Origin of the sequence: Micromonospora parva, from assembly GCF_000718515.1 — a bacterium.
Lineage (GTDB): Bacteria > Actinomycetota > Actinomycetes > Mycobacteriales > Micromonosporaceae > Micromonospora > Micromonospora parva.
In genome coordinates this window covers 263,741-289,356 of record NZ_JNZS01000001.1, presented here as the reverse complement: position 1 = coordinate 289,356, position 25,616 = coordinate 263,741, and the positions used below count along the sequence as shown (strand labels likewise).

The 25,616-nt window shown below is 72.2% G+C and carries 28 protein-coding genes and 1 pseudogene; 13 read left to right on the top strand and 16 right to left on the bottom strand.

Annotated elements, in window-relative coordinates:
* Positions 1-132: 132 nt before the first annotated feature.
* Together IF22_RS0101350 and IF22_RS36110 are read left to right on the top strand one after the other, a co-directional pair.
* Complete coding sequence (locus IF22_RS0101350; RefSeq protein ID WP_030327677.1) at positions 133-1,563, top strand: OFA family MFS transporter; 1,431 nt, start codon at positions 133-135, stop codon at positions 1,561-1,563.
* Positions 1,560-1,685 (top strand): MFS transporter small subunit, encoded by a 126-nt coding sequence (locus IF22_RS36110; RefSeq protein WP_256443348.1) that lies wholly within the window; start codon positions 1,560-1,562, stop codon positions 1,683-1,685. Before IF22_RS0101350 ends, IF22_RS36110 begins: the two co-directional genes overlap by 4 nt.
* 41 nt (positions 1,686-1,726) lie before the next feature.
* Here IF22_RS36110 and IF22_RS0101340 read toward each other — a convergent pair whose 3' ends face one another.
* Positions 1,727-2,455: an SDR family NAD(P)-dependent oxidoreductase gene (locus IF22_RS0101340; RefSeq protein ID WP_030327676.1), complete on the bottom strand. Its 729-nt coding sequence runs from the start codon at positions 2,453-2,455 to the stop codon at positions 1,727-1,729.
* A gap of 224 nt (positions 2,456-2,679) precedes the next feature.
* Between IF22_RS0101340 and IF22_RS0101335 the strand changes: the two genes are divergently transcribed.
* Positions 2,680-3,141, top strand: a complete 462-nt coding sequence (locus IF22_RS0101335; RefSeq protein WP_030327675.1) for a peroxiredoxin — start codon at positions 2,680-2,682, stop codon at positions 3,139-3,141.
* Between the two features lie 83 nt (positions 3,142-3,224).
* Positions 3,225-3,911, top strand: a complete 687-nt coding sequence (locus tag IF22_RS0101330) for a hypothetical protein (protein WP_030327674.1) — start codon at positions 3,225-3,227, stop codon at positions 3,909-3,911.
* 6 nt (positions 3,912-3,917) lie between these two features.
* Here the strand turns inward: IF22_RS0101330 and IF22_RS0101325 are convergent, their stop codons facing one another.
* Positions 3,918-4,370: a MarR family winged helix-turn-helix transcriptional regulator gene (locus IF22_RS0101325; RefSeq protein WP_030327673.1), complete on the bottom strand. Its 453-nt coding sequence runs from the start codon at positions 4,368-4,370 to the stop codon at positions 3,918-3,920.
* Positions 4,371-4,467: 97 nt separating this feature from the next.
* On the opposite strand from IF22_RS0101325, the gene IF22_RS0101320 reads away from it, so the two are divergent.
* A complete protein-coding gene (locus IF22_RS0101320; protein WP_030327672.1) occupies positions 4,468-4,911 on the top strand; it encodes a helix-turn-helix domain-containing protein in 444 nt (147 codons plus the stop codon).
* Between the two features lie 172 nt (positions 4,912-5,083).
* Here IF22_RS0101320 and IF22_RS0101315 read toward each other — a convergent pair whose 3' ends face one another.
* The 3 genes from IF22_RS0101315 to IF22_RS0101305 form a co-directional block, all read right to left on the bottom strand.
* Entirely contained in the window at positions 5,084-6,277 is a 1,194-nt protein-coding gene (locus IF22_RS0101315; protein ID WP_030327671.1) for a GNAT family N-acetyltransferase, read from the bottom strand.
* 169 nt (positions 6,278-6,446) lie between these two features.
* Positions 6,447-7,445: a cytochrome d ubiquinol oxidase subunit II gene (gene cydB, locus IF22_RS0101310; protein WP_030327670.1), complete on the bottom strand. Its 999-nt coding sequence runs from the start codon at positions 7,443-7,445 to the stop codon at positions 6,447-6,449.
* A gap of 15 nt (positions 7,446-7,460) precedes the next feature.
* Positions 7,461-8,876, bottom strand: coding sequence for a cytochrome ubiquinol oxidase subunit I (locus IF22_RS0101305; protein WP_030327669.1), 1,416 nt, complete (start codon positions 8,874-8,876; stop codon positions 7,461-7,463).
* Between the two features lie 174 nt (positions 8,877-9,050).
* Here IF22_RS0101305 and IF22_RS0101300 point away from each other — a divergent pair, with 174 nt between their 5' ends.
* The 4 genes and pseudogenes from IF22_RS0101300 to IF22_RS0101285 all read left to right on the top strand — a co-directional run bounded on the left by IF22_RS0101300 (position 9,051) and on the right by IF22_RS0101285 (position 13,057).
* Complete coding sequence (locus IF22_RS0101300) at positions 9,051-9,812, top strand: lysophospholipid acyltransferase family protein (protein ID WP_030327668.1); 762 nt, start codon at positions 9,051-9,053, stop codon at positions 9,810-9,812.
* A gap of 297 nt (positions 9,813-10,109) precedes the next feature.
* Complete coding sequence (locus IF22_RS0101295; protein WP_030327667.1) at positions 10,110-10,877, top strand: glycerophosphodiester phosphodiesterase family protein; 768 nt, start codon at positions 10,110-10,112, stop codon at positions 10,875-10,877.
* Between the two features lie 17 nt (positions 10,878-10,894).
* Positions 10,895-12,284, top strand: a pseudogene (locus IF22_RS32760) (MFS transporter).
* A gap of 56 nt (positions 12,285-12,340) precedes the next feature.
* Complete coding sequence (locus IF22_RS0101285; protein WP_036410478.1) at positions 12,341-13,057, top strand: thymidine kinase; 717 nt, start codon at positions 12,341-12,343, stop codon at positions 13,055-13,057.
* A 24-nt stretch (positions 13,058-13,081) separates the two neighbouring features.
* Here the strand turns inward: IF22_RS0101285 and IF22_RS0101280 are convergent, their stop codons facing one another.
* Both IF22_RS0101280 and IF22_RS0101275 read right to left on the bottom strand, forming a co-directional pair.
* Positions 13,082-14,275: a low temperature requirement protein A gene (locus IF22_RS0101280; protein WP_167337260.1), complete on the bottom strand. Its 1,194-nt coding sequence runs from the start codon at positions 14,273-14,275 to the stop codon at positions 13,082-13,084.
* Entirely contained in the window at positions 14,262-14,720 is a 459-nt protein-coding gene (locus tag IF22_RS0101275; RefSeq protein WP_030327664.1) for an Rv0361 family membrane protein, read from the bottom strand. The genes IF22_RS0101280 and IF22_RS0101275 overlap by 14 nt, the downstream gene beginning before the upstream one ends.
* Before the next feature lie 137 nt (positions 14,721-14,857).
* Between IF22_RS0101275 and IF22_RS0101270 the strand changes: the two genes are divergently transcribed.
* The 4 genes from IF22_RS0101270 (at position 14,858) to IF22_RS0101255 (ending at position 19,100) form a co-directional block, all read left to right on the top strand.
* Positions 14,858-16,561, top strand: coding sequence for an acyl-CoA dehydrogenase family protein (locus IF22_RS0101270; RefSeq protein WP_030327663.1), 1,704 nt, complete (start codon positions 14,858-14,860; stop codon positions 16,559-16,561).
* Between the two features lie 500 nt (positions 16,562-17,061).
* The gene (locus IF22_RS0101265) at positions 17,062-17,757 is read left to right on the top strand and encodes an outer membrane protein assembly factor BamB family protein (RefSeq protein ID WP_167337259.1); all 696 of its coding nucleotides are present in this window, start codon (positions 17,062-17,064) and stop codon (positions 17,755-17,757) included.
* A gap of 57 nt (positions 17,758-17,814) precedes the next feature.
* Positions 17,815-18,186: a VOC family protein gene (locus tag IF22_RS0101260; protein WP_036410475.1), complete on the top strand. Its 372-nt coding sequence runs from the start codon at positions 17,815-17,817 to the stop codon at positions 18,184-18,186.
* Positions 18,187-18,251: 65 nt separating this feature from the next.
* Complete coding sequence (locus IF22_RS0101255) at positions 18,252-19,100, top strand: helix-turn-helix domain-containing protein (protein ID WP_030327660.1); 849 nt, start codon at positions 18,252-18,254, stop codon at positions 19,098-19,100.
* On the opposite strand, the gene IF22_RS33540 is transcribed toward IF22_RS0101255, so the two are convergent.
* The 9 genes from IF22_RS33540 to IF22_RS0101210 form a co-directional block, all read right to left on the bottom strand.
* Positions 19,072-19,497, bottom strand: coding sequence for a VOC family protein (locus tag IF22_RS33540; protein ID WP_051708086.1), 426 nt, complete (start codon positions 19,495-19,497; stop codon positions 19,072-19,074). The two genes, IF22_RS0101255 and IF22_RS33540, sit on opposite strands and share 29 nt — an antisense overlap.
* Before the next feature lie 90 nt (positions 19,498-19,587).
* Complete coding sequence (locus IF22_RS0101245; protein ID WP_030327659.1) at positions 19,588-20,586, bottom strand: tyrosine-type recombinase/integrase; 999 nt, start codon at positions 20,584-20,586, stop codon at positions 19,588-19,590.
* A 71-nt stretch (positions 20,587-20,657) separates the two neighbouring features.
* A complete protein-coding gene (locus IF22_RS0101240; RefSeq protein WP_030327658.1) occupies positions 20,658-21,083 on the bottom strand; it encodes an Hsp20/alpha crystallin family protein in 426 nt (141 codons plus the stop codon).
* A 102-nt stretch (positions 21,084-21,185) separates the two neighbouring features.
* Complete coding sequence (locus IF22_RS0101235) at positions 21,186-21,680, bottom strand: GNAT family N-acetyltransferase (RefSeq protein ID WP_245233477.1); 495 nt, start codon at positions 21,678-21,680, stop codon at positions 21,186-21,188.
* Positions 21,681-21,709: 29 nt separating this feature from the next.
* Positions 21,710-23,392, bottom strand: a complete 1,683-nt coding sequence (locus IF22_RS0101230) for an ABC-F family ATP-binding cassette domain-containing protein (RefSeq protein WP_081883639.1) — start codon at positions 23,390-23,392, stop codon at positions 21,710-21,712.
* A gap of 246 nt (positions 23,393-23,638) precedes the next feature.
* Complete coding sequence (locus IF22_RS0101225) at positions 23,639-24,052, bottom strand: DUF6069 family protein (protein WP_030327655.1); 414 nt, start codon at positions 24,050-24,052, stop codon at positions 23,639-23,641.
* Between the two features lie 76 nt (positions 24,053-24,128).
* Positions 24,129-24,605, bottom strand: coding sequence for a MarR family winged helix-turn-helix transcriptional regulator (locus IF22_RS0101220; protein ID WP_030327654.1), 477 nt, complete (start codon positions 24,603-24,605; stop codon positions 24,129-24,131).
* Between the two features lie 52 nt (positions 24,606-24,657).
* Positions 24,658-25,035, bottom strand: coding sequence for a DUF2087 domain-containing protein (locus tag IF22_RS0101215; protein ID WP_030327653.1), 378 nt, complete (start codon positions 25,033-25,035; stop codon positions 24,658-24,660).
* A 55-nt stretch (positions 25,036-25,090) separates the two neighbouring features.
* Positions 25,091-25,606 carry a MarR family winged helix-turn-helix transcriptional regulator gene (locus IF22_RS0101210; RefSeq protein ID WP_030327652.1) on the bottom strand — a complete coding sequence of 172 codons (516 nt, stop codon included), beginning with the start codon at positions 25,604-25,606 and terminating at the stop codon, positions 25,091-25,093.
* Between the last annotated feature and the right edge of the window lie 10 nt (positions 25,607-25,616).

The following is a 25,616-nucleotide window of genomic DNA, read 5'->3' as shown; positions in this document are numbered from 1 at the left end:
CGGCGCGCGGGTGGCTGACTGACCGCTCAGCTCAGCGGAACGACCGTCCGGCGACGGTGAGGTTTGCCGCTCACGAGTGCGCTGGGCACGTTGGGGGCGACGTTTCTCGTCCTCACCGAGAGGAAGCAGCGCATGCTTTCCGCACTCGACCGTCGGCACACCGTCGCGCCGCCCGGCTACAGCCGCTGGCTCATTCCCCCGGCGGCGTTGGCCATCCACCTCTGCATCGGTCAGGTCTACGCCACCAGCGTCTACAAGAACTCCCTGATCGCCCACTTCGACACCAGCCAGACGGCGATCGGGGTGATCTTCAGCATCGCGATCGTGATGCTCGGGTTGTCCGCGGCCGTCGCCGGGACCTGGGTGGAGGCGAACGGGCCGCGCAAGGCCATGTTCGTCTCGGCCTGTTTCTGGGCGGCGGGTTTCCTGGTGGGTTCGCTGGGCATCGCCACGAAGCAACTGTGGTTGCTGTATCTGGGCTACGGGTTGCTCGGCGGCATCGGCCTGGGCATCGGCTACATCTCCCCCGTCTCCACCCTGATCAAGTGGTTCCCGGACCGGCCGGGCCTGGCCACCGGGCTGGCGATCATGGGATTCGGTGGTGGGGCGATGGTCGCCTCTCCCCTGTCCCGGCAACTGTTGTCGTTCTACGACGCCAGCTACGACCCGGCCAACGCCGGGTCGACGGCCTCGGGCAGCGCCCTGGTGTGGCTGTTCGTCACGCTCGGCCTGGGCTACTTCGTGATCATGATGTTCGGGGTGGCGAACGTGCGGGTGCCGGCGCAGGACTGGCGTCCGGCCGGCTTCGACCCGGCGAGCGTGGCGGCGAAGCCGCTGGTCACCACGGCGAACGTGTCGGCGGCGAACGCGGTGAAGACCCGCTCGTTCTGGCTGCTGTGGGTGGTGCTGTTCTGCAACGTGACAGCCGGCATCGGCATCCTGGAACAGGCCAGCCCGATGATCCAGGACTTCTTCCGCGACAACGGCACCTCGGCGGTGACCGTCGCGGCGGCCGGCGGGTTCGTGGGCCTGCTGTCGCTGTTCAACATGGCCGGCCGGTTCGTGTGGTCGTCCACCTCGGACGTCATCGGCCGCAAACCCATCTACCTGGTGTACCTGGGTGTCGGCATGGTGCTGTACGCGCTGCTGGCGCTCGTCGGGCAGACCTCGACGGCGCTGTTCGTGCTGTTGGCGTGCGTGATCCTGTCGTTCTACGGCGGTGGGTTCGCGACGGTGCCGGCGTACCTGCGTGACCTGTTCGGCACCTTCCAGGTCGGCGCGATCCACGGGCGGCTGCTGACCGCCTGGTCGGCGGCGGGCATCGCGGGTCCGCTGATCGTCAACGGGTTCCTCGACGCGCAGGGCGAGCCGGGCTCGCTGACGGCCGCGGCGTACCGGCCGGCGCTGTTCACGATGGTCGGGGTGCTGGCGGTGGGCTTCGCGGCGAACCTGCTGGTCCGGCCGGTGCCGCAGCGCTACCACGAACCACCGGCGGATCAGCGCGCCGACGAGACGGCGCACCGGGACGAGGACACGACGAGGCAGAGGAGTGGTACGCGATGAGTGAGGACAGCCGTCCCGGGCAGCAGGCCCGGTTGTGGATCTCCTGGTTGGTGGTGGCGGCGCTGCTCGGCTACGGGGTCGCGCAGACCGTCATCACCGCGGCGAAGCTGTTCACCCACTGAGGTGCGTGCGGGGTGCCGTGCGACGGCACCCCGCAGCGCGGTCAGAGGCCGCCGGAGACGCGCAGCACGGTCCCGGTGGCGTACGAGGCGTCCGGGCCGAGCAGCCAGGCGATGGCGGCGGCGATCTCGTCGGGTTCGCCGGCGCGGCCCAGTGGGATACGGCCGACCGCCGAGTCGGCGCGGTCGGGCACCCCGGAGTCGGCGTGGATGTCGGTGCGCACGATGCCGGGGGCGACGGCGTTGACCCGGATGCCCCTGGGCGCGAGTTCCTTGGCCAGGCCGACGGTGAGGGTGTCGGTGGCGGCCTTCACGGCGGCGTAGTGCACGTACTCCCCCGGGCTGCCGAGGGTCGCCGCCGCCGAGGAGACGTTGACGATCGCCCCACCGTCGGTGAGCCGCCGGGCGGCCTGCTGGGCGCAGAGGACGTAGCCGACGAGGTTGACGTCGACGACCCGGCGCAGGTCCTCGACGCGCAGCTCGGTGAAGGGCCCGATGAGGCTGGTGACGCCGGCGTTGTTGACCAGGCCGGTGAGCGGGCCCAGCTCGGCGGCCGCGTCGAACAGGGCGCGTACCTGCTCGGGGTCGGTGGTGTCGGCCCGTACCGCGATGGCCTGTGCGCCGGCGGCCCGCAGGTCGGCCAGGACGGCGTCGGCGGCGTTGTGGTCGCGGCGGTAGCACAGGGCGATGTGGTGACCGGCGTGGGCGAGACGGCGGGCGGTGGCCGCGCCGATGCCCCGGCCGCCGCCGGTGATGACGGTGACGGGTGCCACGGTGCCTCCAGGGATGTCGGTGGGATGGGCCGACGCTACCGTGACCAGCCCGGGTCGGTCGTCGAGAGGAGAGTCACACGCAGCGGGCGCCGGTCCCCGCGCCGACGTCGGCGGCGCCGGCCGGGCGGGCCCAGGCCGACGAGATGGCGGCGCTCTGGGGGTGATCGCTTACGCTCACCGCGCGGTCGATCGGGCAGCGGTCGATCCGACGATGGAGGTGCGCGGTGGCGGGTGTGGGTGTCGGCGACGTGGTGCAGGATTTCGAGCTGCCGGATGAGACGGGCACGCCGCGGCGACTGTCGGAGTTCCTGGCGACCGGGCCGGTGGTGCTGTTCTTCTACCCGGGCGCGATGACCCGCGGGTGCACGGCGGAGAGCTGCCACTTCCGCGACCTCGCGGCGGAGTTCACGGCGGTGGGCGCGTCGCGGGTGGGCATCAGCCGGGACCCGGTGGCGAAGCAGGCCGAGTTCTCGACGCTGCACGGGTTCGACTATCCGCTGCTCTCGGATGCGGACGGGACGGTGGCGCAGCAGTTCGGGGTGAAGCGGCGGCTGCCGTTGGGGGCGTTGAGCACGAAGCGGATGACGTTCGTGATCGGCACCGACCGGCGGGTCATCGAGGTGATCCACAGTGAGGTGAGCATGAACGACCACGCGGACCGGGCGCTGCGGGCGCTGGGCGGCTGAGCGGGCGTGAGCCCCGTGCGGCGGGTGTCGCAGCCGGCTGATATCAAGACAGCAATCAAACAGGTGTACGGAAGAGGGTTGTGATGGATGCCGGCCAGGGTTTGTCCACTAGCGAGGTGCAGAGCATCCGGGAGGCGTTGGCGGCCGGGCGTAAGCCACGGGTGGTGTTCACCGCGGCGGCGGGGCAGATCGCCGGTCAGGTCGGCCAGGTGATCGAGCTGACCGACCCGGAGGTGTCCGACGAGTTCGTGGTGGTGCGCTTCGGCCGCGACGAGTTGCCGTTCTCCCCCGCCGACCTGGCCGTGGCGCCCAAGGGGGCCGGCCGTCGGGTGGCGGAGCCGAAGCCGGAGCCCGAGCCGGAGACGCCGCCCGCGGTGGCCGCGCCGGAGTTCGTGTTGGACACGCCGCGGGTGCCCGCGCAGCGACAGGAGGAGCCGAAGGTGGAGCAGACGGAGAAGCCGCCGGCGCGGCGGGCGGTCAAGGCCGTCAAGCCGAAGGGCCCCGCGGGTCTCACCGTGACCCTGGCGTACGCCGACGGTGAGTGGACCGTCGCGGCGCAGCAGGGCAGCAAGGCCCTCGCGAAGCCGTACGTGGTGAAGCCGGCCGAGGCGTTGAAGATGGTGGCCCTGGTCGACGTGCCGGGGGTGCAGGAGGCGGTGGAGCAGATCCTCGGCACCGAGCGGGCCGAGGCGGAGCAGCAGGCCGAGAAGCTGCGCGCCGAGTTGGCCGAGATCGAGGCCCGGCTGGCGGAGCTGCGCGAGGCCCGCTGAGGCGGGTCAGTGCCGGCTGTGGTGCCGCAGCAGCCGGGTGAGCAGTCGGGTCAGCTGTTCGCGCTCGTCGGTGGACAGTGGGGCGAGCAGGTCGGCCTGCACGCGCTCGACTGTCACGCCCATCCGGCGCGCCTCGTCGGCGCCGGCGTCGGTGACGCTGATGACGTTGCGGCGGCGATCGGCCGGGTCGGGGGCGCGCACCACGAGCCCTCGGCCGGCCAGGTCGTTGATGGTGGCCACCACGTCGCTGCGGTCGATGCCGCAGCGCCGGCCGAGGTCGGCCTGGCTCGCAGGCCCCTCCTCGGTCAGGGTGGCGAGCAGCCGGTAGTGGTAGCCGCGCAGGTCGTGCGCGGCGAAGCCCTCGCTGAGCAGCCGGGCGGCGTGGCTGGCGGTCTGGTTGAGCAGCCAGCTCGGGGTGGTGCTGAGCCCGGCGGGTGACTGCGGGGCCGCGTGATCCATGGGGCGCAGCCTACCAGGAATCGTTGGCGCGACCCACGATCGAGTGTTACGTTGGCTGCACCAACGTTGGCGTGGCCAACGTATTGAAGGAGGCGTCATGTCCACCGTCCCCACCCTCAACGGCCAGGTCATCGGCCAGGCCCACTACGCCACCCGCGCCCTGCTCGAACGGACCGTCGCTCCCCTCGGCGTCGAGTTCAACCAGCTGCTCGTTCTCAACGTCCTCGCCAACGGCCCGGTCGAGCAGGCCCAGCTCACCCAACGGATCACCAGCACCCTCAAGGTCGACGAGCGGGAGGTGCGGCGGGTGCTCACCACCCTCGTCGACGCGGACCTCGCCCAGAGCGACCCGGACAACGCGACCCGGCTACGGCTCACCGACGCCGGTCGCGCCGTGCAGGCCCGCATCGCCGACGCCGTCGCGGGCATCAGCGCCCGCCTGTACGCGGACATCGCACCCGCCGACGCCAGCGCCGCCGCCCAGGTGCTCACAGTGGTCACCCAGCGCGCGAACGCCGAACTGGCAGCGATCCCGACCTGACCGGGAACGAGTCCACCACCGTCGACCAGTGGGTAGCGCAGCGACCAGGGGGGCGTGCCCGTTCCGGTGACCGGCCCCCGCGCGGGGGCCGGCGCGTCAGCGTGAAACGCCGGCCAGCGACCCACGCGTCAGCGTGACGCCGGCCAGCGACCCGCCTGCCGGGCCCGGTCGGTCAGAAGTAGTCGAGCAGCTGCGCCGGGCCGCCCACCCCCAGCAGGTCCAGGGCGGCCGGGTCGGCGTCAGCGGCGCTGTGCAGCAGCCCGGCCTGCGCCACCGACCGGGCGTGCGCCGCCCCGGCGTACAACAGCGCGAAACCGCGCACGTCCAAGCGCAGGTCCGCCTCGGCGTCGACGCGGGTCAGCTCGGCGGCGCCGTCGGCGACAGCCAATCGCCAGGTGCCGGTGTTCCACTCGGCGAGCGGGTCGATGAGGTGGAAGTCGACAACGCCCCGGGCGTGAACGGGCCACCCCCGCGCGCCCACCGCGCGGGCCACCTCCACCGGTCGGTGCATCCACAGATCCCGCTCGTGCTCGCGGGCCGACTCCAGCGGCAGCTGAACGCTGACCGCGTCCCCGTCGAGCGGGCACAGCCGCACCGTCGGCGCGACGCTGGCCCAACTGCCGAGGACCCCGACGAGTTCCCGGGCCGCCTCGGCGGTGGTGGCCAGCGCCTCGTCGACGGTGAGCACCGAGTCGGCTCCGTAGCCCCGGCCCCGCTGCCAGGTGGCGTAACCGACCAGCTCGCCGTCGGCCTCGACGAGGGTCAGCCCGTCGCCGGGCAGGCCCCCGTCGGCGGCGAAGAAGTCGTACAGCGTCCCCCGGCGCGTGAGCATGCCGTTGCGGTGCCGGGCGACCTGCTCGTAGAGGTCGGCGACGGCGGCCAGGTCGGCGGGTGTGCCGGCCCGCACGCTCAGGTGCGCGGCGGGCCGGTGCCGGGGCAGCGCGGCGGTGGCCAGGTTGAGCGTGCGCAGCACCCCGGCTGCCTCCCACCCGCAGGCCCGGTACGGGGCGGCCACGGTCGGGTACAGGGCGCTGACCGCAGCTCCCCGCTCGCGGGCGCCGCGCAGCAGAGTGGTGAGCAGCGCTCGGGCCACACCCCGGCCCCGGGCCTCGGGCGCGACCGCCACCCCGGCCACGTCGGCCGCCGGCACCGCCCGGCCCGACCACCACTGGTCGTGGTGCAGGTCGACGGCCTTACCGACGAGCCGACCGGCGTCGTCGAACGCGCCGTAGCGGGTCAGGCCGGGCACGTCGACGCTCGTGCTGGCGGGGCGCTGCGGGTCGGAGCCGAACGCGAACCGACCCAACTCCCAGGCGGCGTCGAGGTCATCGGTGGTGAGTTCACGTACGTGCACAGTCGCGGGCATCGGGACAACCTAACCGGACGGCTCCGCAGCCACCGCTGATTTACCACCGCCATGATCACCCTGGCCCGCGATCTTGCACTTCCTGTCCCGGCGAAGGGGCTATGTCCCGCATATTGTCCACCGAAAGTGCAAGATCGGCGCGGGCCCGTGCGCGGGCCCGCCGGACCGGTCAGTGCTGCGGGATGTTGGCCACGCCGATGCGCTTGCGGAACACCCAGTACGTCCAGCCCTGGTAGGCCAGCACCACCGGGGTGAAGATCACCGCCACCCAGGTCATGATCTTCAGGGTGTACGGGGTGGACGCGGCGTTGGTGGCCGTCAGCGTGCCGGCCGCGTCCAGGGTGGAGGGCAGCACGTTCGGGAACAACGCCGCGAACAGGGTCGCCACAGCCAGGCCGATCGCCACGGCGGTGCCGGTGAACGCCCAACCCTCACGGCGTACCTTGGCGGCGGCCAGGCCACCGAGCAGGGCGAGGGCCGCGCCGACGGCGAGCACGACGGCGGCCGCGCTGGAGCGGATGGTCAACGTCCAGGTGAGGAAGCCGACCGCGAGCACGGCGGCGCCGACGCCCAGGCGCACCGCCAGGGCACCCGCGCGCTCGCGGATGTCGCCGGTGGTCTTCAGGGCGAGGAACACCGCGCCGTGGGTGAGGAACAACGCGAGGGTGGTCGCGCCGCCCAGCAGGGCGTACGGGTTGAGCAGGTCCAGCAGGCCGCCGACGTACTCGTGGTCGGCGTCCAGTGGCACACCGCGCAGGATGTTGGCGAAGGCGACGCCCCACAGGATCGCCGGCAACAGTGACCCGACGACGATCGCGGTGTCCCAGCGGCGCTTCCAGGACGCCTCGGGGCGCTTGTGCCGGTACTCGAAGGCGACGCCCCGGGCGATCAGGGCCAGCAGGATCAGCAGCAGCGGCAGGTAGAAGCCGGAGAAGAGGGTGGCGTACCACTCGGGGAACGCGGCGAACATGGCGCCACCGGCGGTGATCAGCCAGACCTCGTTGCCGTCCCAGACCGGGCCGATGGTGTTGATCAGGACGCGGCGTTCCCGGTCGTCGCGGCCGAGCACGGGCAGCAGCATGCCGACGCCGAAGTCGAAGCCCTCCAGGATGAAGTACCCGGTGAAGAGGACGGCGATGAGGAGAAACCAGATGGTGGTGAGGTCCACGGCGGGCTCCGGTGATCAGTAGGCGAAGGCGAGCGGGCGCTCGGCGTCGTCGTGGGTGTCGTCGATGGGGTGCTCTTCGCTGACGTCGGGCACACCCGCCTTGGCGTAGCGCAGCAGCAGCTTGACCTCGATCACCGCGAGGGTGGCGTAGATCAGCGTGAACGCGGTGAACGAGGTGAGCACCTCGGTCAGCGAGACGCTGCGGGAGACGCCGTTGCGGGTGAGCATCTCGCCGAAGACGATCCACGGCTGGCGGCCCATCTCGGTGAAGATCCAGCCGAAGGAGTTGGCCAGCAACGGCAGCACCGGCATGGCCAGCCCGGCGCGCAGCAGCCACTTGCTGCTCGGGGTGCGGCCCTTGCGCTGGCTCCAGAGGACCAGCAGGGCGATCGCGCCGGCCGCCATCCCGAAGGCGATCATGAAGCGGAAGCTCCAGTAGGTGACCGGGATGATCGGGGTGTAGCTGCCCGCGCCGTACTGCGTGGCGTACTGGGCCTGCAGGTCGTTGATGCCGTGCACGGTGCCGTTGGGGTCGCCGGTGCCCAGGTACGACAGCAGGTACGGGATCTTGAGGGCGAACACCTCACGGCTGCCGTCGAGGCTGCCGATGGTGAGCACGGAGAACGAGGCGGGGCTCTCGGTGGTGTAGAGGCCCTCGGCGGCGGCCATCTTCATCGGCTGCACATCCGTCATGATCTTGCCCTGGATGTCGCCGGTGAACAGCACGGCGGCGGAGGCGACCAGGACCACCCAGGAGCCGAACTTGGTGGCGAAGCGGTACGCGCCGGTGTCGGCCGAGTCGCGGTTGCGGATCACGTGGTAAAGGCCGACCGCGACGACCAGCGACCCGGCGACCAGGAACGAGCCGGCCAGGGTGTGCGGGAAGGTGATCAGGGCGACCTTGTTGGTCAGCACGGCCACGAAGTCGGTCAGCTCGGCGCGCCCGCTGTCGGGGTTGATCCGGTAGCCGACCGGGTTCTGCATGAACGAGTTCGCCGCGAGGATGAAGTACGCCGACAGGTTGGTGCCGATCGCGGCGGCCCAGATGCTGGCCAGGTGGGCCCGCTTGGGCAGCCGGTCCCACCCGAAGATCCACAGGCCGATGAAGGTGGATTCGAGGAAGAACGCGACGAGCGCCTCGATGGCCAGCGGTGCGCCGAAGATGTCGCCGACGAAGCGGGAGTAGTCGCTCCAGTTCATGCCGAACTGGAACTCCTGCACGATGCCGGTGACCACGCCCATGGCAAAGTTGATCAGGAACAGCTTGCCGTAGAACTTGGTGAGCTTGAGGTAGCGCTCGTTGCCGGTGCGGTGCCACATCGTCTGCAGGATGGCCACCAGCACGGACAGGCCGATGGTCAGTGGCACGAAGAGAAAGTGGTAGACGGTGGTGACACCGAACTGCCAGCGGGCAACGTCCAACGCGTCCACCTGAAAACCCCCAGCCATCCGTACTACGAGACGTAGTAAATACTACTGCTCGTCGTAGAGAAAAGAGCAGGGCCAGGCGGCCCGAAACGGCCCGGGACCAATGACCCTGATCACCCGGGCAACCCGCCGACCCGCCCTCGCGGCCCGGCCACCACGTGCGACGATGTCGCGCTGATGAACACCTCCACCTGGCAGCCGCCGCTGACCTGGCGCGCCGCCCTGCTGCTGGCCCGGGGCCTGGTCGGCCTGCTCGCCCGCCTCGAGGTCACCGGCGACGTCCCGGCGCACCTGCGTCGCGGCCCGCTGGTGCTGGCCGCCAACCACATCAGCCCGTTCGACCCGTTGGTCATGGCCGCCGCCTGCCAGACCCGCGGCATCGCCCCGCGGATCATGGCGACCGCCGGACTGTTCCGCGTCCCGCTCTTCGGCGCCGCCATGCGCCACGCCGGGCATATCCGGGTCGACCGGGGCACCAGCGCCGTGCACCGGGCCCTCGACGACGCCGCCACGGCCGTGGCCCGCGGCTCGGTGATCCTCATCTACCCCGAAGGGCGCATCGGCCTGGACCCGGGCCTGTGGCCCGAACGCGGCAAGACCGGCGCCGCCCGACTCGCCCTGGCCTGCGGCGCCCCCGTCATCCCGGTCGCCCAATGGGGCTCGCACGAGGTGCTGCCCTACCAGGCGCCCCGGGGGATGCTGCGGGGCATCGCCCGCGCCCTGCGCCGTCGACCGGTGATCAGGGTGCACTTCGGCACCCCCGTCGACCTGGGCGAGACAACGGCAACCAACCCCGGCGCGGCCCGCCGGGCCACCGACCGGATCATCGACGCGCTCACCGACACCCTCGCCCCGCTGCGCCCCGACGAGCCGGACCTTCCCCGCCACGTGGACCCGGGCCGCCCCGTCGACCCCAGTCGCGCCCACCGCCGCCGCTGACCCGGTCGGCCTCCTACCGCGATCTTGCTCGGCCTGCTGCCGCGATCTTGCACTTACTGTCCCCGCATAAGGGGCATTCAACGTGTTTCGGCAGCAGGAACTACAAGATCGCCTACCACCTGCGTCGGCGCGGTGCCTGCCGACACTGCGGTCACGGCCCCCGACCCGGCCCGGAACCGCGGAACCCGGTCGACCAACGCCAGGTGCGCGACGAGCCCGTCAGCGCACCGGGATCACGGGCGTGATCTTCGCCGGCAGGCCACCCACGCGCCACCGGCGGCGGGCATACTGCGTCGCGTGTTGACCCGATTCGGCTACCTCGACGCACCCGCGCCGCTGGCGTTCGCCCACCGTGGCGGCGCCGCCGAGGGCGACGAGAACACCACCGAGGCGTTCGCCCGGGCCATCGGGCTGGGTTACCGGTACGTGGAGACCGACGTGCACGCCACCGCCGACGGCGTGGCGGTGATCTTCCACGACCCGACGCTGCGGCGGGTCACCGGTGAGCCGGGGCGCATCGCCGAGATGAGCTGGGCGGATCTCGCCTCGGTACGCGTCGGCGGCGCCGCCGTCGTACCCCGGCTCGACGAGGTGTTGGCCGCCTGGCCGCAGGTCCGCTTCAACATCGACGTGAAGGCCGACGGCGGCGTCGAGCCGACGGTGGCGACGGTGTCCCGGGCCGGCGCCGGGGACCGGGTGCTGCTCGCCTCGTTCAGCGACGCCCGGTTGACCCGGCTGCGGGCGCTCACCCAGGGGCGGGTCGCCACCAGCCTGGGCATGCGCGGCGTCGCCCGGCTGCGGCTGGCCTCCCTGCACGGGCGGCCGTTGCGGCTGCCGCCGTCGGTGGTCGCCGCGCAGGTGCCGCCGCGCTACGGGCGGGTGCCGGTGGTGGACCGCCGGTTCCTCGACTACTGCCACCGCATCGGCCTGCAGGTGCACGTCTGGACGATCGACGAACCAGCCCAGATGCACGAGTTACTGGATCGTGGCGTGGATGGCATCATGACCGATCACGTCGGCGTGCTGCGCGACGTCTACCGCAGCCGCGGCCACTGGGCCGCCTGAGCGTCGAAGGACCACCGATGGCCGAGACCGTGACCCCCACGGTGGACGACACTCCGCCCCCGGCGAGCACTCGCCGGGAGCGGCGCGGCTGGTACATCTACGACTGGGCCAACTCCGCGTTCCAGACCACCGTCATCACGGTGTTCCTGGGCCCGTTCATCACCACCGTCGCCGAGCTGGCCGCCGGCTGCGAGTTGGGCGCGGACACCTGCGACGGGTACGTGTACCCGCTGGGCATCCGGGTGGCGGCCGGGTCCTACTACCCGTACCTGATCTCGCTGTCGGTCTTTCTCACCGTGTTCGTGCTGCCGGTGATCGGGGCGATCGCCGACCGGTCGGCGCACAAGAAGCGGCTGCTCGGCGGCGCCGCGTTCACCGGCGCCGGCGCCACCGTCGCGATGATCTTCGTGACCGGCGACCGTTACCTGCTTGGTGGGGCGCTCTTCCTGGTCGCGAACATCTCCTTCGGCGCGGCCCTGGTGGTCTACAACTCGTTCCTGCCGCAGCTCGGCGGCCCGGACGAACGCGACGGCATCTCCAGCCGCGGTTGGGCGCTGGGTTACCTGGGCGGCGGTCTGCTGCTGGCGTTCAACCTGGTGGCGGTCACCCTGTTCAGCGAGGACGACAACCCGCAGCGCACCCTGGACCTGGCCCGCTGGTCGATCGTCTCCGCCGGGGTGTGGTGGGCGGTGTTCACCCTCGTGCCGCTGCGCTGGCTGCGGGAACGCCCCGGCGCGGCGGCGGCGCTGACCCGGCAGGGCAACGTGCTCACCGACGGGTTCCGGCAGCTGGGCCGCACCCTGCGGGAGATCAAGGCGTACCCGTTGACGCTGTTCTTCCTACTGGCGTTTCTGGTCTACAGGCATCCAGACTGTCATCACCCTGGCCAGCCAGTACGGCACCGAGGAGCTGCGCCTGGAGCAGAGCACCCTGATCATCACCATCCTGCTGGTGCAGTTCCTCGCCTTCGGCGGCGCGTTGAGCCTCGGCGCGTTGGCCCGGCGCATCGGCGCCTGGAAGACGGTGCTGCTCAGCCTGATCCTCTGGATCGGTGTGATCATCGGCGCGTTCCGGCTGCCGGCCGAGGCGCCGGTGCCGTTCATGATCCTCGGCGCGGCCATCGGCCTGGTGCTCGGCGGCAGCCAGGCGCTGAGCCGGTCGCTGTTCAGCCAGCTCATCCCGGCCGGTAAGGAAGGCGAGTACTACGGCTTCTACGAGATCAGCGACAAGGGCACCAGTTGGCTCGGCCCGCTCGCCTTCGGGCTGGTGTTCCAGCTCACCGCCTCGTACCGGGTGGGCCTGGTCTCACTGCTGATCTTCTTCGTGGTCGGTTTCCTGCTCCTGGCCGCCGTGCCGATCCGCCGTGCCATCGTGGCCGTGGGCAACACCCCGCCCCGGGTGCTCTGAGCACGCGTCCCGGACCAGGCAGATCAGGGGCGGTCGATCGGCTAGGCTGCCCGACCGTGACTGACGACGCCGCCACCGTCCCGACCTGCCTGGCCCACCCGTTCCCCGGGCAGCCGCACGCCCCGGCCGGGTGTGCGGCCGCGCGTGGGCTCGACGGGCGTCCGGTGCACGCGGCGGCGTTGAAGTTCTTCTGGGGGCCGATGGACTGCGGCAAGTCCACGATGGCGTTGCAGATGAACTACAACCACGCCCGGCAGGGCCGGCGCGGGCTGGTCACCACCCGCATCGACCGTTCGCTGGGACCGCAGGTCACCACCCGTATCGGCCTGGCCCACGAGGCCATCGAGGTCACCGACGACTTGGACCTGCGGGCCCTGGTGCGCGGCCGGTGGGCCGACGGGGTACGCGTCGACTACCTGATCTGCGACGAGGCGTGCTTCTACACCGTCGAGCACGTCGAGCAGATGGCCGAGCTGGTGGACAGCTACGACGTCGACGTCTTCGCGTTCGGCCTGGCCACCGACTTCCGGTCGTGCCTGTTCCCCGCCGCGCAACGTCTGTTCGAGCTGGCCGACGAGGTGGCCCGCATCCAGGTCGAGGTGCTCTGCTGGTGCGGCCGCGAAGGGCTGCTCAACGCCCGGGTCGTCGACGGGCAGGTCGTCCGCGAGGGCGCCCAGGTCGTCATCGGCGACACCGTCGACACCGCCGAGGTGCGCTACCAGGTGCTCTGCCGCCGCCACTACCGCAGCGGGGACCTCGGTCCCCGAGACTGAACCACCGGCCGGCTCAGAACGCGGTCACCGCGCGAGCGTCAGGGAACGGCGCCGGTCGGTCAGGATCACCGCCACCGTCACCACCAACGCCGCCGCGGCGCACCCCGCGACCGGCGCACCCAGCGCCACACCCACCGGCATCAACGCCAACAGCACCACCACCGCCGTGACCCGGCTGATCGGCAGGGCCCGCCACAGCAGCGCCTTGTAGGCGGCGTGCCCGGCCAGGAACAGGGCCGGTCCGCCGAGGGTGAGCAGCACGTCGACCGTGGCAGCCGGGGCGCCGGGTTCCCGCAGCAACCGCTCGTCGGCCGCCGACGCCACGACGACACCGGCGACGATCACCGGGTGCAGAAAGTTGAAGGCGACCCGGCTCAACGCGCCGGTGCGCTCTCCGGCGTGGGCGATGACCTCCGTGGCGGCCGGCGCCGAGCGGGCGAAGTACACCCACCACAGCGCCACCGAACCGCCGAACGCCAACAGGAACGCCCCGGACGTCACCAGGTTGACGTGTGACGTGAGGGTGCTGCCGGTGACCAGGATCGACTCCCCCAGCGCGATCAGGACGAACGCCGCACACCGTTCGGCCAGGTGCCCACCCTCCACCATCCACCGCTCGGGTCGGCTGCGTCCCCGCTTCGGCAGCGGATAACCGAGCGAGAGGCCGACCACCTCGATCACGATCACCGCCGCCCACACCGCGTCCCGGGCGGCCCCGCCGACCAGGCCGCCGAGGACCACGAGCACCGACGTCCCGGTGATCCACGGCAGCGACTGCTGAAATCCGGCCACCAGCCACGGACTGCCCTGCACCGCCCACAACGCGAACAGTGTGCGGCCCACCTGCATGATCACGTAGACCAGCGCGAAGAGTGGACCGGTCCAGCCGAACGCGTCCGGGATCGCCGCCGACAACAGCAGGCTGCCCAGCGCCATTCCGATCAGCATCGTCCGCACCGGCCCCTGGTCCGGTTGCAACCAGTTGGTCAGCCAGGTGGTGTAGACCCAGACGAACCACACCAGCGCCAGCAACAGGCCGGTACGGGCGGCGCCCCGCCAGTCCAGGTGCGCGAGCAGGTAGTGCGACAGCTGGGTGATGGTGAAGATGAAGACGAGGTCGAAGAAGAGTTCCGTGGAGGTGGTCGGCTGCACCCCCTCCCGTGGTCGCAGCAGTTGCGGGCGTACCGGGGTGGCGACCGGGGGCTCAGAACGGGTCACCGCACACCCGCCAGCCGCCGTCCTCGCGGACCACCGGCAGGCGACGTTCCTCGCTGAGCCCACCGTCGCGGGTCACCTTCACGGTCACCGTGCCCTGCGGTCGCCCGCTGCGGGTGGCGACCGACACGTCGGTGATCTCGTAGTCGGTGACCATCGGTGGAGTCCGCACCCAACTGGTGAAACCGATCGCGCTCCACCGGCTGCGGGCGTCCGCGCAGAGCCGCTCGTACGCCCGGTCGCTGTCGCCCAGGGTCACCTCGTTGAGGAAGCCGTCGGCGGTCTCCCGGATCGGGCCGGCGGCCTGCCGGACGGTCTGCAGGTTCCAGGCGCCCAGCCCGGCCACCCCCACACAGCACAACGCCACGCCGAACCCGGCGAACGCCAACCCGGTGCGCATCGGGCGGTGACGCCGGGCCGGTCGACTCCACTGTTGGCCGGCACCCACGACTACCGACCGTAGAGAACACGGTCGCACCGGGGTACGACAAGTCGAAAAATCGGGTCCGGGGCTCGCCCTGTTCGCGGCGGCCCCGCATCGTCTACCGTCGGCGCACACCCCCGAGCAGTGCCAGGAGCCGATCGATGAGCCGCTTCGTGCAGCCGGTACCACCCCCCGTCGACCCGTACGCCGGCGATGGCCTGCTGCGCTCCTGGCTGGAGCGTCACCTCGGCCCGGGCGGGCACGCCGCCGCGAAGGGCCGCCTCGCGGACCTGGCCGCCGACGTCACCGGGCCGCTGCGCGCGGCGCACGCCGACGCCGAGGCGCACCCGCCGACGCTGGTCCGCTACGACCCGTGGGGCGCCCGCGTCGACCGCATCGACACCTCCGCCGGCTGGCAGGAGCAGCGCGCCGCCGCCGCCCGCCACGCCGTGGTCGCGCTGCCGTACCTGCCGGACGCCCGGGGCACCTGGGGTGCCGCCGCGCGGGTCGTGCAACACGCCCTGCTGCACCTGTACGGGCCGGAGTCGGCGACGTTCTCGTGCCCGGTGGCGATGGCCGACGGGGCGGCGGCGCTGCTCAGCATGCCCGACGTCGACGCCACGGTCCGTGCCGCGTGGCTGCCCCGGTTGATCTCGACGGACCCGGCGACGGCGATCACCAGCGGGCAGTGGATGACCGAGTCGCAGGGCGGCTCCGACCTGGGCCGCTCCAGCACGCTCGGTCGACCGGCGGCGGACGGTTCGTGGCGGCTGACCGGGGAAAAGTGGTTCTGCTCCGCTGCCGACGCGGCGATGGCGGTGGCGCTGGCCCGACCGGAGGGCGCCGGGCGGGGCAGCCGGGTGCTCGCCCCGTTCCTCGTTCCCCGGTACGCGGTCGACTCCCCGTTGGCCGACGGCGCGGCACCGGGCGCACCCGCACCGGGCGTCACGGTGCACCGGCTCAAGGACAAGCTCGGCACCCGGGCGCTGCCCACCGCCGAGATCGGTCTGCGCGACGCGTACGCCCTCCCGCTGGGTGACCCGGCGGTGCCCGGTCTGGTCCGGGCGATGACCCTGGTCGTGGTGACCCGGGTGCACAACGCGGCGGCGGCGGCCGGCGGGATGCGACGTGGCCTCGACTACGCCCGCGCGTACGCCGAGGTGCGGCACGTCGCCGGCGGCCCGCTGGTGTCCTCGCCGCTGCACCGGGCCACGCTGGGCACCCTCGCGGTCGACGCCGCGGGCGCGTTCGCCCTGGCCGGGCACGCCTTCGCCCTGCTGGGGCGGGTGGAGGTCGGCGCAGACCCGGAGGCCGCGGCGGAGCTGCGCATCGTGGCCCCGTTGGCGAAGCTGGCCACCGGCCGGCTCGCCGTCAGCTCCGCCAGCGAGTACGTGGAGAGCTTCGGCGGGGCCGGCTACGTGGAGGACACCGGCGTGCCCCGGCTGCTGCGCGACGCCCAGGTGCTGCCGATCTGGGAGGGCACCACCAACGTGCTGGCCCTGGACGTGCTGCGCGCGCTGACCCGGGAGGACGCCGGGGTGCCGCTGCTGAGCCGGCTCGCCGCCGCCGTCGACCTGGCGCGGCCGTTGTCGCCGGTGCTGGCCGACACGCTGGCCACCGCCGCCGCGCAGCTGACGGAAACCATCAGCGCGGTGACCGTCGACCCGGGTGCGTCGGCGGTGCTCGCGGGCGCCCGTGGTCTGGCGTTGCGCCTGGCGTACGCGCTGACCACCGCGTTGCTCGTCGAGCACGCCGCGTGGGGGGACGAGCAGGCGGAGCTGGCAGCCCGGTTGTGGGCGCGCCGCTGGCTGCGCCACGAGGAGATCGCCGAGGACGCCCACCACCACCTGGACCTGCTCTGCTGATCGGCCGGCGCGAGCGGACGGGTGGGCCCGCATGTCGGTGCTGATCGAGCTGGGCGACGACCGGGGCGCGCCGCTGGACGAGCGCCGGCCGCCGCCGCAGGTGTCGCGCCGGTGGCGGGTGGCGGCGCTGGTGGCGATCTGTGCCCTGCTGGGCGGTGCCGCCCCGGTCGGGCGCCTGTCGCCGCAGGTCGGGCCGGTGGTGCCCGCCGGGACGACAGTGCTGGGCGCGGGACCGCTGCTGCTGGTCGTCGGCCCCGACCAGAGCCCGCCGACGCTGAGCGCCTACGACTCGGCCGCGCCGGGCGGCCCGCCGCGGTGGCGGGTCACCGTGCCACCCGCCGCCGGGTGGTCCGCCGAGGTCGTCGGTGACCTGCTGCTGCTGGTGGAACGGGATCAGACGCGCGGGGCGCGGGTGACCACCGCGCGGTCGATGCGTACCGGACAGCCTGTGTGGCGGCGACCCGAGGCGGGTGTACGCGGCCGGGGACGCGGCGGTCGCGGTGAGCGAGGTACGCAGCGCCTCCGATCCGGGGCGGCGGGTCGAGGGCACGGTGCACGGCGTCGACCCGACCACCGGTGCGACCCGGTGGTCGGTTCCGCTGCCCTCCACGGCGGTGCTGCGGGCGCTGCCCGGGCGGGTGCTGCTGGTGCAGGACAACGGGTTGGTCCGGTTTCTCGACGCCCGCGACGGTGTCGAGCGCGGGCGGGGCCAGCTTCCGCCGGCCGACTACGGCCCGGACAACCCCCAGGTCGTCGGCGCGCACCTGGTGCTGCGCCACCCGGTCGCCGGCGCGGTGGCGCTGACCGGGTACGACCTACCGGGGCTGGCGTCGCGCTGGCGGGTGCCGGTGTCGTCGGGTGAGTTGACCCTGCGGCCCTGCCAGGGCCTGATCTGCGGGCAGGACGAGCAGGGCCGCTGGGCGATCGACGCGGGCACCGGGGCGCGGGTGTGGTCGTGGCCGGACGGCGCGCGCTGGCGCACGGTGGCGGGCCCCCGGGTGCCGGCGGAGCCGCTGGTGGTGCTGGGGTTGGCGGCGGACGGCAGGCGTGCGCTGGTGGCGACCGTGGGACGCGACGGTCATCGGGTGTCGGTGGTGCTTCCGGAGGGTCTGACCGACTGTCGACGGGTGGGCGCCGGGCTGATCTGCCGTGACAGCACCGCCCGGGTGACGTTCTGGCCGCTCGAGGCCCTCTGATGGGCGGCGGGTGTCGCAGGCCCGGAGTTTGTCGGACCCCGTCGGCATACTGCCGGCGTGACAGTTTCTGCCGACCTCGCGATGGTCAACCTCGACAGTTCCGATCCTGCCGGCCATGCCGCGTTCTACCACCAGGCGCTGGGCTGGGAGGTCACCCACAGCCAACCGGAGTACGCGATGATTAGCTCCGGTGGCGTCTCCATCGGCTTCGGTCTGGTCGAGGGTTACCGACCGCCCTCCTGGCCGGATCCGACCGGCGACAAGCGCTACCACCTGGATCTCTACGTCGACGACCTGGCGGCGGCGGAGGAGAAGTTCGTGGCGGCGGGCGCGTCCAAGCCGGATTTCCAGCCCGGCGGCGACAAGTGGGTCGTGCTCCTCGACCCGATCGGTCAGCCGTTCTGCATCTGCCCCCGCCCGCAGGGCTGACGCCGCACAGCCTGCTCAGCCGCACCAACGTCTCCTGACTCATGCGTGTCTGACACGATCGTCTGGTGGAACGAAACACCGCTCTGCGTGACTTCCTTCGCTCACGACGGGCGCAGGTAAGCCCGGCGCAAGCCGGTTTGATCGACGGCTCGGGACGCCGGGTGCCCGGGCTGCGGCGCGAAGAGGTGGCGGCCCTGGCCGGCGTGAGCGTCGACTACTACATGCGCCTGGAACAGGGCCGTAACGTCTCGCCGTCCGATTCAGTTCTCGATTCTCTGGCCACGGCGTTGCGCCTTTCGCCGGCGCAACGGGCACAGCTGTATCTGCTGGTTCGGGGCCGTTCGAAACACGAGGCAGACCGTGTTCCGGGCAATCATCCGAATATCACCGGGCTTCTGCGCGCCGTCGCTGTTCCGGCGATTGTGGTGGGGCGTGGTAGCGAGGTGATCGGCGCGAACGCACTGCATCGAGAACTGACGACGGACTTCGACACGTTCCCCCTTGAGCGCCGCTACTACGCGTACTGGCTGTTCGCCGATGCGGGTGCTCGTGAGGTGATGGTGACGTGGGAGCACTCCGCCCGCGAGACCGTCGGTGTCCTCCGGGCCGCCGTCACCCGGTTCCCGGAGGACCGCCGTCTCCACCGCCTGGTCGAGAATCTGAACGCGGGGAGTCCCGAGTTCCGCGAGCTATGGGACGAGCACGACGTCGCGACCCCGGCGCCCGGTGTCAAGGTGTACCGTCATCCGCTGATCGGTTTGCTGGCACTGCGGCAGGTGGCCGCGCAACTGGCCGACGACGTCTGGCTCTACCTTTACTGGGCCGATCCGGGTACCGACGCCGAGGCGGCCCTGCAGCGGCTGCGAGACGTGGTCGCCGATGCGCTCAGCCGGCCATCGGCACCGCATCGGTGATCTCGATGATGGTGCCGATGTTGTCCCGGATGAAGGCGAAACGCTGACCGCTCTTCTCGACCGTCATGGGGCCGGCGAACAGGGCCACACCGCGCCGGTCGAGTTCGGCGATGGCCGCGTCCAGGTCGGGAACCCGGAGGCAGATGTGGTGCAGACGCTCGACGTCGTGGCTGGCCGGTAGGCTTTCGGCGGCCGGGGCCGGGTTCACGGCGGCGCCAGCCGAGATGATCTCGATCTTGGTGTTGTCGGTGCCGATGAAGGTGAACACCGATTCGCCGACTTCGAATTGCTGGATCACCAAGAAGTCGAGGTGGTCGCGATACCACGCGATGGTCTGGTCGAGGTGCGCTGCAGAGGTAGTGATGCCGACGTGGTCGAACTGAAATCCGAAGGTCATGTCACAAGTACAGCAACGTGCGATGCTGCCGAAAAGCGGCCGGTTTCACCCTAGGTCTGCCGGTCCTAGGGCCGACGCGGCGGGCGCTGCTCAGCCGCGGCGGCGCGACCGGGCGGCCCACACCGCGTAGGCCGGGTCGCGGTCGAGGTTGTGCCGGTCCCGGTCGTAGCGGCGGGTGGTGCGCGGGTCGGCGTGCCCCATGGCGTCCTGCACGTCCTCCAACGGCACGCCCTCGGAGCGGGCGGTGGTGGCGAACGCGTGTCGCAGCGAGTGTGGCGACAGCTTCGCCCAGGCCGGGATGCCGGCGGCGCGGGCGAGCCGACGGACCATCCGGAACACCGAGTGCCGGTCCAGCCGGGCACCGCTGGCGGTGACCAGCAGTGGACCGGTCAGCTGCGCCACCGGCACGCCGGTGGCGGCGGCCCGCTGGGCCAGGTAGGCGTCCAGGGCGTGCCCGGCGCTGGGGGTGAGGGCGCGGCGGCGTTGTTTGCCGCCCTTGCCGACGAAGCGCACGCTGCGGTGGCCGCGTTCGGTGCCGAGGTCGGTCAGGTCCAGTGAGATCAGCTCCCCGACCCGCAGACCCAGATCGGCCAGCAGCGCGAGCGCTGCCCGGTTGCGGACGGCGGTCCCGCCGGTGTCGGCGTCGGCGGCGTTGAGGAGGGCGTCCACCTCCTCGGGGGTGAGCCCGACGGTGGCGGAGTGGTCCCGGTCGACGCGGGGGCGGTCGGCGCCGGCGACCGGGTTGGCCGGTACCGCACCGAGTTTGGCGAGGAAGTCGTACCAACTGGACAGCGCCGAGAGCCGGCGTGCGACGGTCGCCGGGGTCAGTGGGCGGCCGCTGCGGGCGCCGACGCTGTTCTCCAGGGCGCGGGCGTATTCGTTGACGTGCAGGAACGTGGCCCGCAGCGGGTCGAGGTCACGCTCGGCGCACCAACGCAGCCAGCCGGTGACGTCACGTCGGTAGGCGTCGCGGGTGTGTTCGGACAGCCGCCGGTTACGCAGCCACGCCTCGGTGACCTCGATCGGTCCGCTCGGCAGCGCCGGTGGTGCGGACGGACGGGCGAGTACCGGAGCGTCGGAGAACACCATGTGAAAAAGACTCTCAGCCTCGGGTGGGATCGGCGCGCAGGCGCGCCGGTCCCACCCGTCACCGTGGCGGATCAGGCGTTGATCTCCCGGCGGGCGTTGCCGTTGGCCTGGATGGTCACCCGGCGGGGCTTGGCGCGCTCGGCGACCGGGATGCGCAGTGTCAGCACCCCGTTCTCGTAGCCGGCCTCCAGCTTGTCGGTGTCCAGTGTGTCGCCGAGGAACAGTTGCCGGGTGAAGGTGCCCATCGGCCGTTCGGCGGCGACCAGTTCGACGCCGTCACCGGCGGGTCGGCGACGCTCGGCGCGGACGGTGAGCACGTTGCGTTCGACGGTGCAGTCGATGCTGTCCGGGTCGACGCCGGGCAGGTCGAACGCCGCGTAGAAGTGGTCGCCGTCGCGGTAGGCGTCAAGGTGCATCATCGCGGGGCGGGCCGCCGTACCGAAGAACTGCTCGGCGAGCCGGTCGATCTCGCGGAACGGGTCGGTACGCATCAACATGGTCATGCCTCCTCGGTTCTCCTGGCCGAAGGTGATGAGTTGAGTCGGGGTGACTCAACTTCCTCTTCTTATTTAGCGCGTCCGGATGCGAACGTCAACTGCTCAGGACAGCCGTTTTTCAAACCAGTGATCGGCGTAGGGCCCCTGCGAGTACGCCGGGATCTCCGCGTAGCCGTGCCGGGCGTACAGGGCGCGGGCCTCGACCAGATCGTGGCGGGTGTCGAGCCGAATCCGGTCCGCCCCGGCCGCGCGGGCCCGTTCCTCGACGGCGGCCAGCAGCGCGGCACCTCCACCGGCACCGCGATGGTCGGGCCGGACGAACACCCGGGTCAGCTCTGCCCAGCCCCGCTGCCAGCGCAGCCCGGCGCAACCGGCCAGCTGGTCGCCGTGGCGGGCGAGCAGGAGCAGTCCGCTCGGCGCGGTCAGGTCGTCGCTGGGCATTTCGGCCAGGGCCGCGTCAACCTCGCCGGGCAGGGCCGGGCGACGGTGGTAGCGAATCACCATCTCGGTCATGTACTCGCGCAGCAGCAGCACCGCGTCGGGGTGGTCGGGCCGAACGGCGGTGGTTGCCCAGGTGGGCCGGGCGGCAATGGTCACCTGTTGATCATCACCGCCCGGTCAACGGCTTATCCGGTCGCCCTGGTTCGCGCATCTTGTGTCGAAGACTCGCCGATCCGCAGGCGCGGCCAGTCGGCCAGGTCCCGCAGCAACTGCCGGTCGTGGGTGGCGATCACGACGGCGGCGCTGGTGGTGCGGATCGCGGCGGTCAGCTCCTCGGCCAGAGTGGACGACAGGTGGTTGGTCGGTTCGTCGAGCAGGATCAGCGTGGGCCGCCCGGCCAGCGTCAACGCCAGGTCGAGGCGGCGCTGCTGCCCCTGCGACATCCGCCCCACCGGTGTACGCGTCGCGGCGGAGTCCAGCAGCCCGAACCAGCCGAGCGCCACGGCCTCGGCGGCGGGCAGCAGCCCGTCGGACACCAGCCGGCCGACCTGGCGGGCGTACACCTCGTCGGCGGTGAGTTCCGGGGCCTGCCCGGCGGTCTCCTGGGTGAGCCGGGCGATGCGGGCCTCCCGCGCCGCCCAGGTGTGACCGTCGGTGGGTTCGAGCGCTCCGGCCAGGACCGCGAGCAGTGTGGACTTACCGGCGCCGTTGGGTCCGGTGACGAGCAGCCGGTCGCCGCCGTCGATGGTGAGATCGACCGGACCAGCGAGCCGCCCGCCGACGGCGACGCCCTGCGCGCGTACCTGCGGCGCGCCCGGTCGTACGCCACGGTCCGGCAGCCGCAGCGTCGGCGGTGGTGTCGGTACGTCGATCCGGTGTGCCCGCAGCGCGTCCTGCTGCCGGTTGAGGGCCTGCACGACGCCCGGCGCGCGGGACTGGCGCTGGTGCTTGCCGGTCCCCTTGTCCGGCCGCCAGCCGGTGGAGAGCCGGTCGCGGGCCCTCGACACCGCGTCCTGGAGCCGTCGATGCTCGGCCTGCTGCTCCTCGTACTCCTGCTCCCAGTGCTCCCGCTCGCGACGCCGCGCGTCCTGCCAGGCGTCGTAGCCGCCGGCGTAGAGGCGCGCCGTGCCGTCGTGGGTGGGGTCGAGGTCGAGGAACCGGTCCGCGACGTCGCGCAGCAGCGCGCGGTCGTGGCTGACGATCGCGAGACCGCCGTCGTGCTCGCGGAGCCGGCGGGTCAGGAAGTCCAGGCCGTCGGCGTCGAGGTGGTTGGTCGGCTCGTCGAGCAGCAGCACGTCGTGCCGCGCGCCGAGCAGGCACGCCAGCCGTACCCGGTAGCGCTGCCCGACCGACAGCGTCGACAACTGACGATCGCGGTCGGTGCAGGCGTGCAGGGCCTCCAGTGCCACGTCGACGCGGCGTTCGGCGTCCCACGCGTCGAGCCGGGTGGCGGCGTCGAGCGCGGCGGCGTAGCGGTCCCCGGCGCTCGGATCGCCCTCGGCCAGGGCTGCTGTCGCCTCGTCCAGCGCGTCGAGGGCCGCGAGCGACGCGGCCAGCGCCTCGGACGTCAGGGTGCCGACGGTCTCGCCGTCGCGGGCGGACAGCTCCTGGCGGGCCAGGCCGATCGTGCCGGCCCGCTGGACGGTGCCGTCGTCCGGCGTGATCAGCCCGGCGAGGACGTGCAGCAGTGTCGTCTTGCCGCGACCGTTCTCGCCCACGACCGCCACCCGTGACCGGGCCGAGACGGTGACCGAGACGTCGTTCAGCACGCGCCGGCACCCACGGGTCACTGTGACGTTCGCGGCGCGTAGGTGCGCGCTGCCGCCGGCCTCGACGGGCCGGTTCATGATGTCGGGGTTGAGGTTCACCTGTGCTCCGCAGCTCGCGATGGAGCCGGGCAGCAGCTGACGGCCGCCCGGCGGGACCCGGGACGGCGAGCGCGAATTCAGCAGAGGGAATCGCGCCGCCGTCAGCGGGCGGAGCGGACCTTCTGCGACCAGATACCTCGTGCCATGGCGGCGATGCTAGCAACGGGGACGCACCGGCTTCCACGGGTTTCGCCCACCCCGTGGCGAGCGCGACACGAGGTGGGCGTGGGGAATGCCAGCGGGTGGTTACCGGCGGGGACGGGGCAGCAGCGCGATCAGCGCGACCGCCACGGCCACGTGCGTGGCGCCCAGGGCGAGCTTGGCGCCGCTGGTGGCCTCGACGCCGAACAGCGGCACGAAGGACAGCACCGTCACCACGACGGCCAGCGAGATCCAGACCGGACGGGCGACCCGGGCGGCGAACCGTTCCAGCAGAGCCAGCGCCGCCCAGCCGAGCAGGGCGGCGCCCAGGGCGATCATGACGATGGCGCCGGCCCCGATGTTTGTGGCCGGCTGGCCCGGGCTCTCGATGGTGTAGTCGACTCCGGCCAGCGCGCCGATCGCCCAGATGGCAAGGGGTGCCACGACGGCGGCGACGACGCCGAGGGCGCGGCGGCGCAGTGGTGAGGGGGCGGGGGTCGTGACGGTGGCAGCACTCATGACGGCTCCTCGTTCAGGGGAAGCGAACAAGTGCGACCGTAACAGATAGTCTCGTTCGGAACTATCTTTCTCAGAACTAACAGCCGGAGCGGGCCCCCGGCGCGTACGGGGAGGTGCTGGCCAACGGTCCGCCCACCAACGCCAGGAGCGCACCGACGAACACCTCCCGCTCCTGCTCCGGCAAGGTCGCGAGCAGGTCGTCCTGGATGCGCCGGACCACCTGCTGCGCTTGCCGCAGGACCTGCTCCCCCGCCGGGGTCACCACGACCAGCCGGGCCCGCCGGTCCGTTGGCACCGGACGGCGCTCGGCCAGCCCGGCCCGCTCCAACTGGTCGAGCGTCACGACCATCGTGGTCTTGTCCACCCCGCACCGCTCGCCGATCTCCCGCTGGGTCAGGTCGCCGGTGCGGGCCTGCGCCAGCACGTAGTGCGCCCGCGGCGAGATGCCCAGCTCGGCCAGCCCCGCGGCGTGCTCGGTCTGCAACGCGTGACTCGCCCAGGAGAGCAGGAACAACAGGTCCGGTGGGCCGTCGGCGGGCGTGCAGGAGGTCATGCGCCGAGGCTAGCAAGATCCTCCGAGACGGGACGGTTCGCGCGGCGGACGATCAGAGCCGCTGGTGGATGCCGTGCTCGCGGGTGAGCAGCTGTTCGTCGATCAGGTAGCGGCGCAGTGTCACGTGATCGGACCCGCCCGCGGCGCACCACGGCTTGAGCGCGTCGTCGGCGGCGGGTTCAGCGTCATCGGGTGACCGGTTGTCGCGTACCACCGCCCGTAGCGACGCCTCGTCGACAGCGAGCGCGCCGTCGGCACCGGCGACCAGGCCCGCGTCGGTGAGCCGGCGAACCCCGGTGAGCACCACCCGCGCCGGCAGGTCGACCCGCTGTGCGACAGCGGTCGCGCTGGTCGCACCCAGCACGATCGCCGCGAAGATCCGTCGCCGTGCGTCGTCGGCCAGGGCGCCAGCCAGGGCATGCGCAGTCATGCCGGTCACCCTCGCGTCAGCGGTACGCGGGCCGCCAGGCGATTTTCCGGCCCGCTCAGTCGGTCTCCGGCGCGCTCGGCGGCTGCTCGGCGACCAGGAGCACCCGACGCAGCAGGTCGGAGAGGTGTCGGCGCTCGGTCGCGGTGAGCGCGCCGAGCAGGCGGTGCTCCTCCGCGCCCTGGACCTGCATCGCCCCCTGCCACGCCGCCCGGCCTGCCTCGGTGAGCTCCACGTCGACCCGCCGTCGGTCCACGGTGGACGGCATTCGGCGCACGAAGCCCCGCCGCAACAGAGTGTCCACCCGCGCGGTGATCGAGGCGGGGGCCATCGCGAGGTCCGCGGCGAGATCCGAGGGCGCTGCCCGTCCACCACGACCGGCCAGGGCGTGCAGGGTGTCGTACTCGTGGGCCGGCAGGTCGAGGTCGACCAGGACCCGCTCCTTGACCGCCCGCAGGTGCCGGGTCAGGCGGATCATCCTGGTCACCGCCCCCTCGACGTCCGCGTCGAGGTCGGGCACCACGGGCAGCCAGCGCTCGATGTGCTGGTCGACGGTGTCCGGGGTGGTGGTCACCGCGCCAGCT

What these genes read in the sequence shown, in the direction of transcription:
- IF22_RS0101215 (WP_030327653.1), bottom strand. Translation starts at nt 25,035, where the DNA reads ATGACTGCGCATGCCCTGGCTGGCGCCCTGGCCGACGACGCACGGCGA.
- IF22_RS0101225 (WP_030327655.1), bottom strand. Translation starts at nt 24,052, where the DNA reads ATGAGTGCTGCCACCGTCACGACCCCCGCCCCCTCACCACTGCGCCGC.
- IF22_RS0101350 (WP_030327677.1), top strand. Translation starts at nt 133, where the DNA reads ATGCTTTCCGCACTCGACCGTCGGCACACCGTCGCGCCGCCCGGCTAC.
- IF22_RS0101220 (WP_030327654.1), bottom strand. Translation starts at nt 24,605, where the DNA reads ATGACCTCCTGCACGCCCGCCGACGGCCCACCGGACCTGTTGTTCCTG.
- IF22_RS33540 (WP_051708086.1), bottom strand. Translation starts at nt 19,497, where the DNA reads ATGACCTTCGGATTTCAGTTCGACCACGTCGGCATCACTACCTCTGCA.
- IF22_RS0101315 (WP_030327671.1), bottom strand. Translation starts at nt 6,277, where the DNA reads ATGCCCGCGACTGTGCACGTACGTGAACTCACCACCGATGACCTCGAC.
- IF22_RS0101245 (WP_030327659.1), bottom strand. Translation starts at nt 20,586, where the DNA reads ATGGTGTTCTCCGACGCTCCGGTACTCGCCCGTCCGTCCGCACCACCG.
- IF22_RS36110 (WP_256443348.1), top strand. Translation starts at nt 1,560, where the DNA reads ATGAGTGAGGACAGCCGTCCCGGGCAGCAGGCCCGGTTGTGGATCTCC.
- IF22_RS0101325 (WP_030327673.1), bottom strand. Translation starts at nt 4,370, where the DNA reads ATGGATCACGCGGCCCCGCAGTCACCCGCCGGGCTCAGCACCACCCCG.
- IF22_RS0101330 (WP_030327674.1), top strand. Translation starts at nt 3,225, where the DNA reads ATGGATGCCGGCCAGGGTTTGTCCACTAGCGAGGTGCAGAGCATCCGG.
- IF22_RS0101300 (WP_030327668.1), top strand. Translation starts at nt 9,051, where the DNA reads ATGAACACCTCCACCTGGCAGCCGCCGCTGACCTGGCGCGCCGCCCTG.
- IF22_RS0101320 (WP_030327672.1), top strand. Translation starts at nt 4,468, where the DNA reads ATGTCCACCGTCCCCACCCTCAACGGCCAGGTCATCGGCCAGGCCCAC.
- IF22_RS0101240 (WP_030327658.1), bottom strand. Translation starts at nt 21,083, where the DNA reads ATGTTGATGCGTACCGACCCGTTCCGCGAGATCGACCGGCTCGCCGAG.
- IF22_RS0101270 (WP_030327663.1), top strand. Translation starts at nt 14,858, where the DNA reads ATGAGCCGCTTCGTGCAGCCGGTACCACCCCCCGTCGACCCGTACGCC.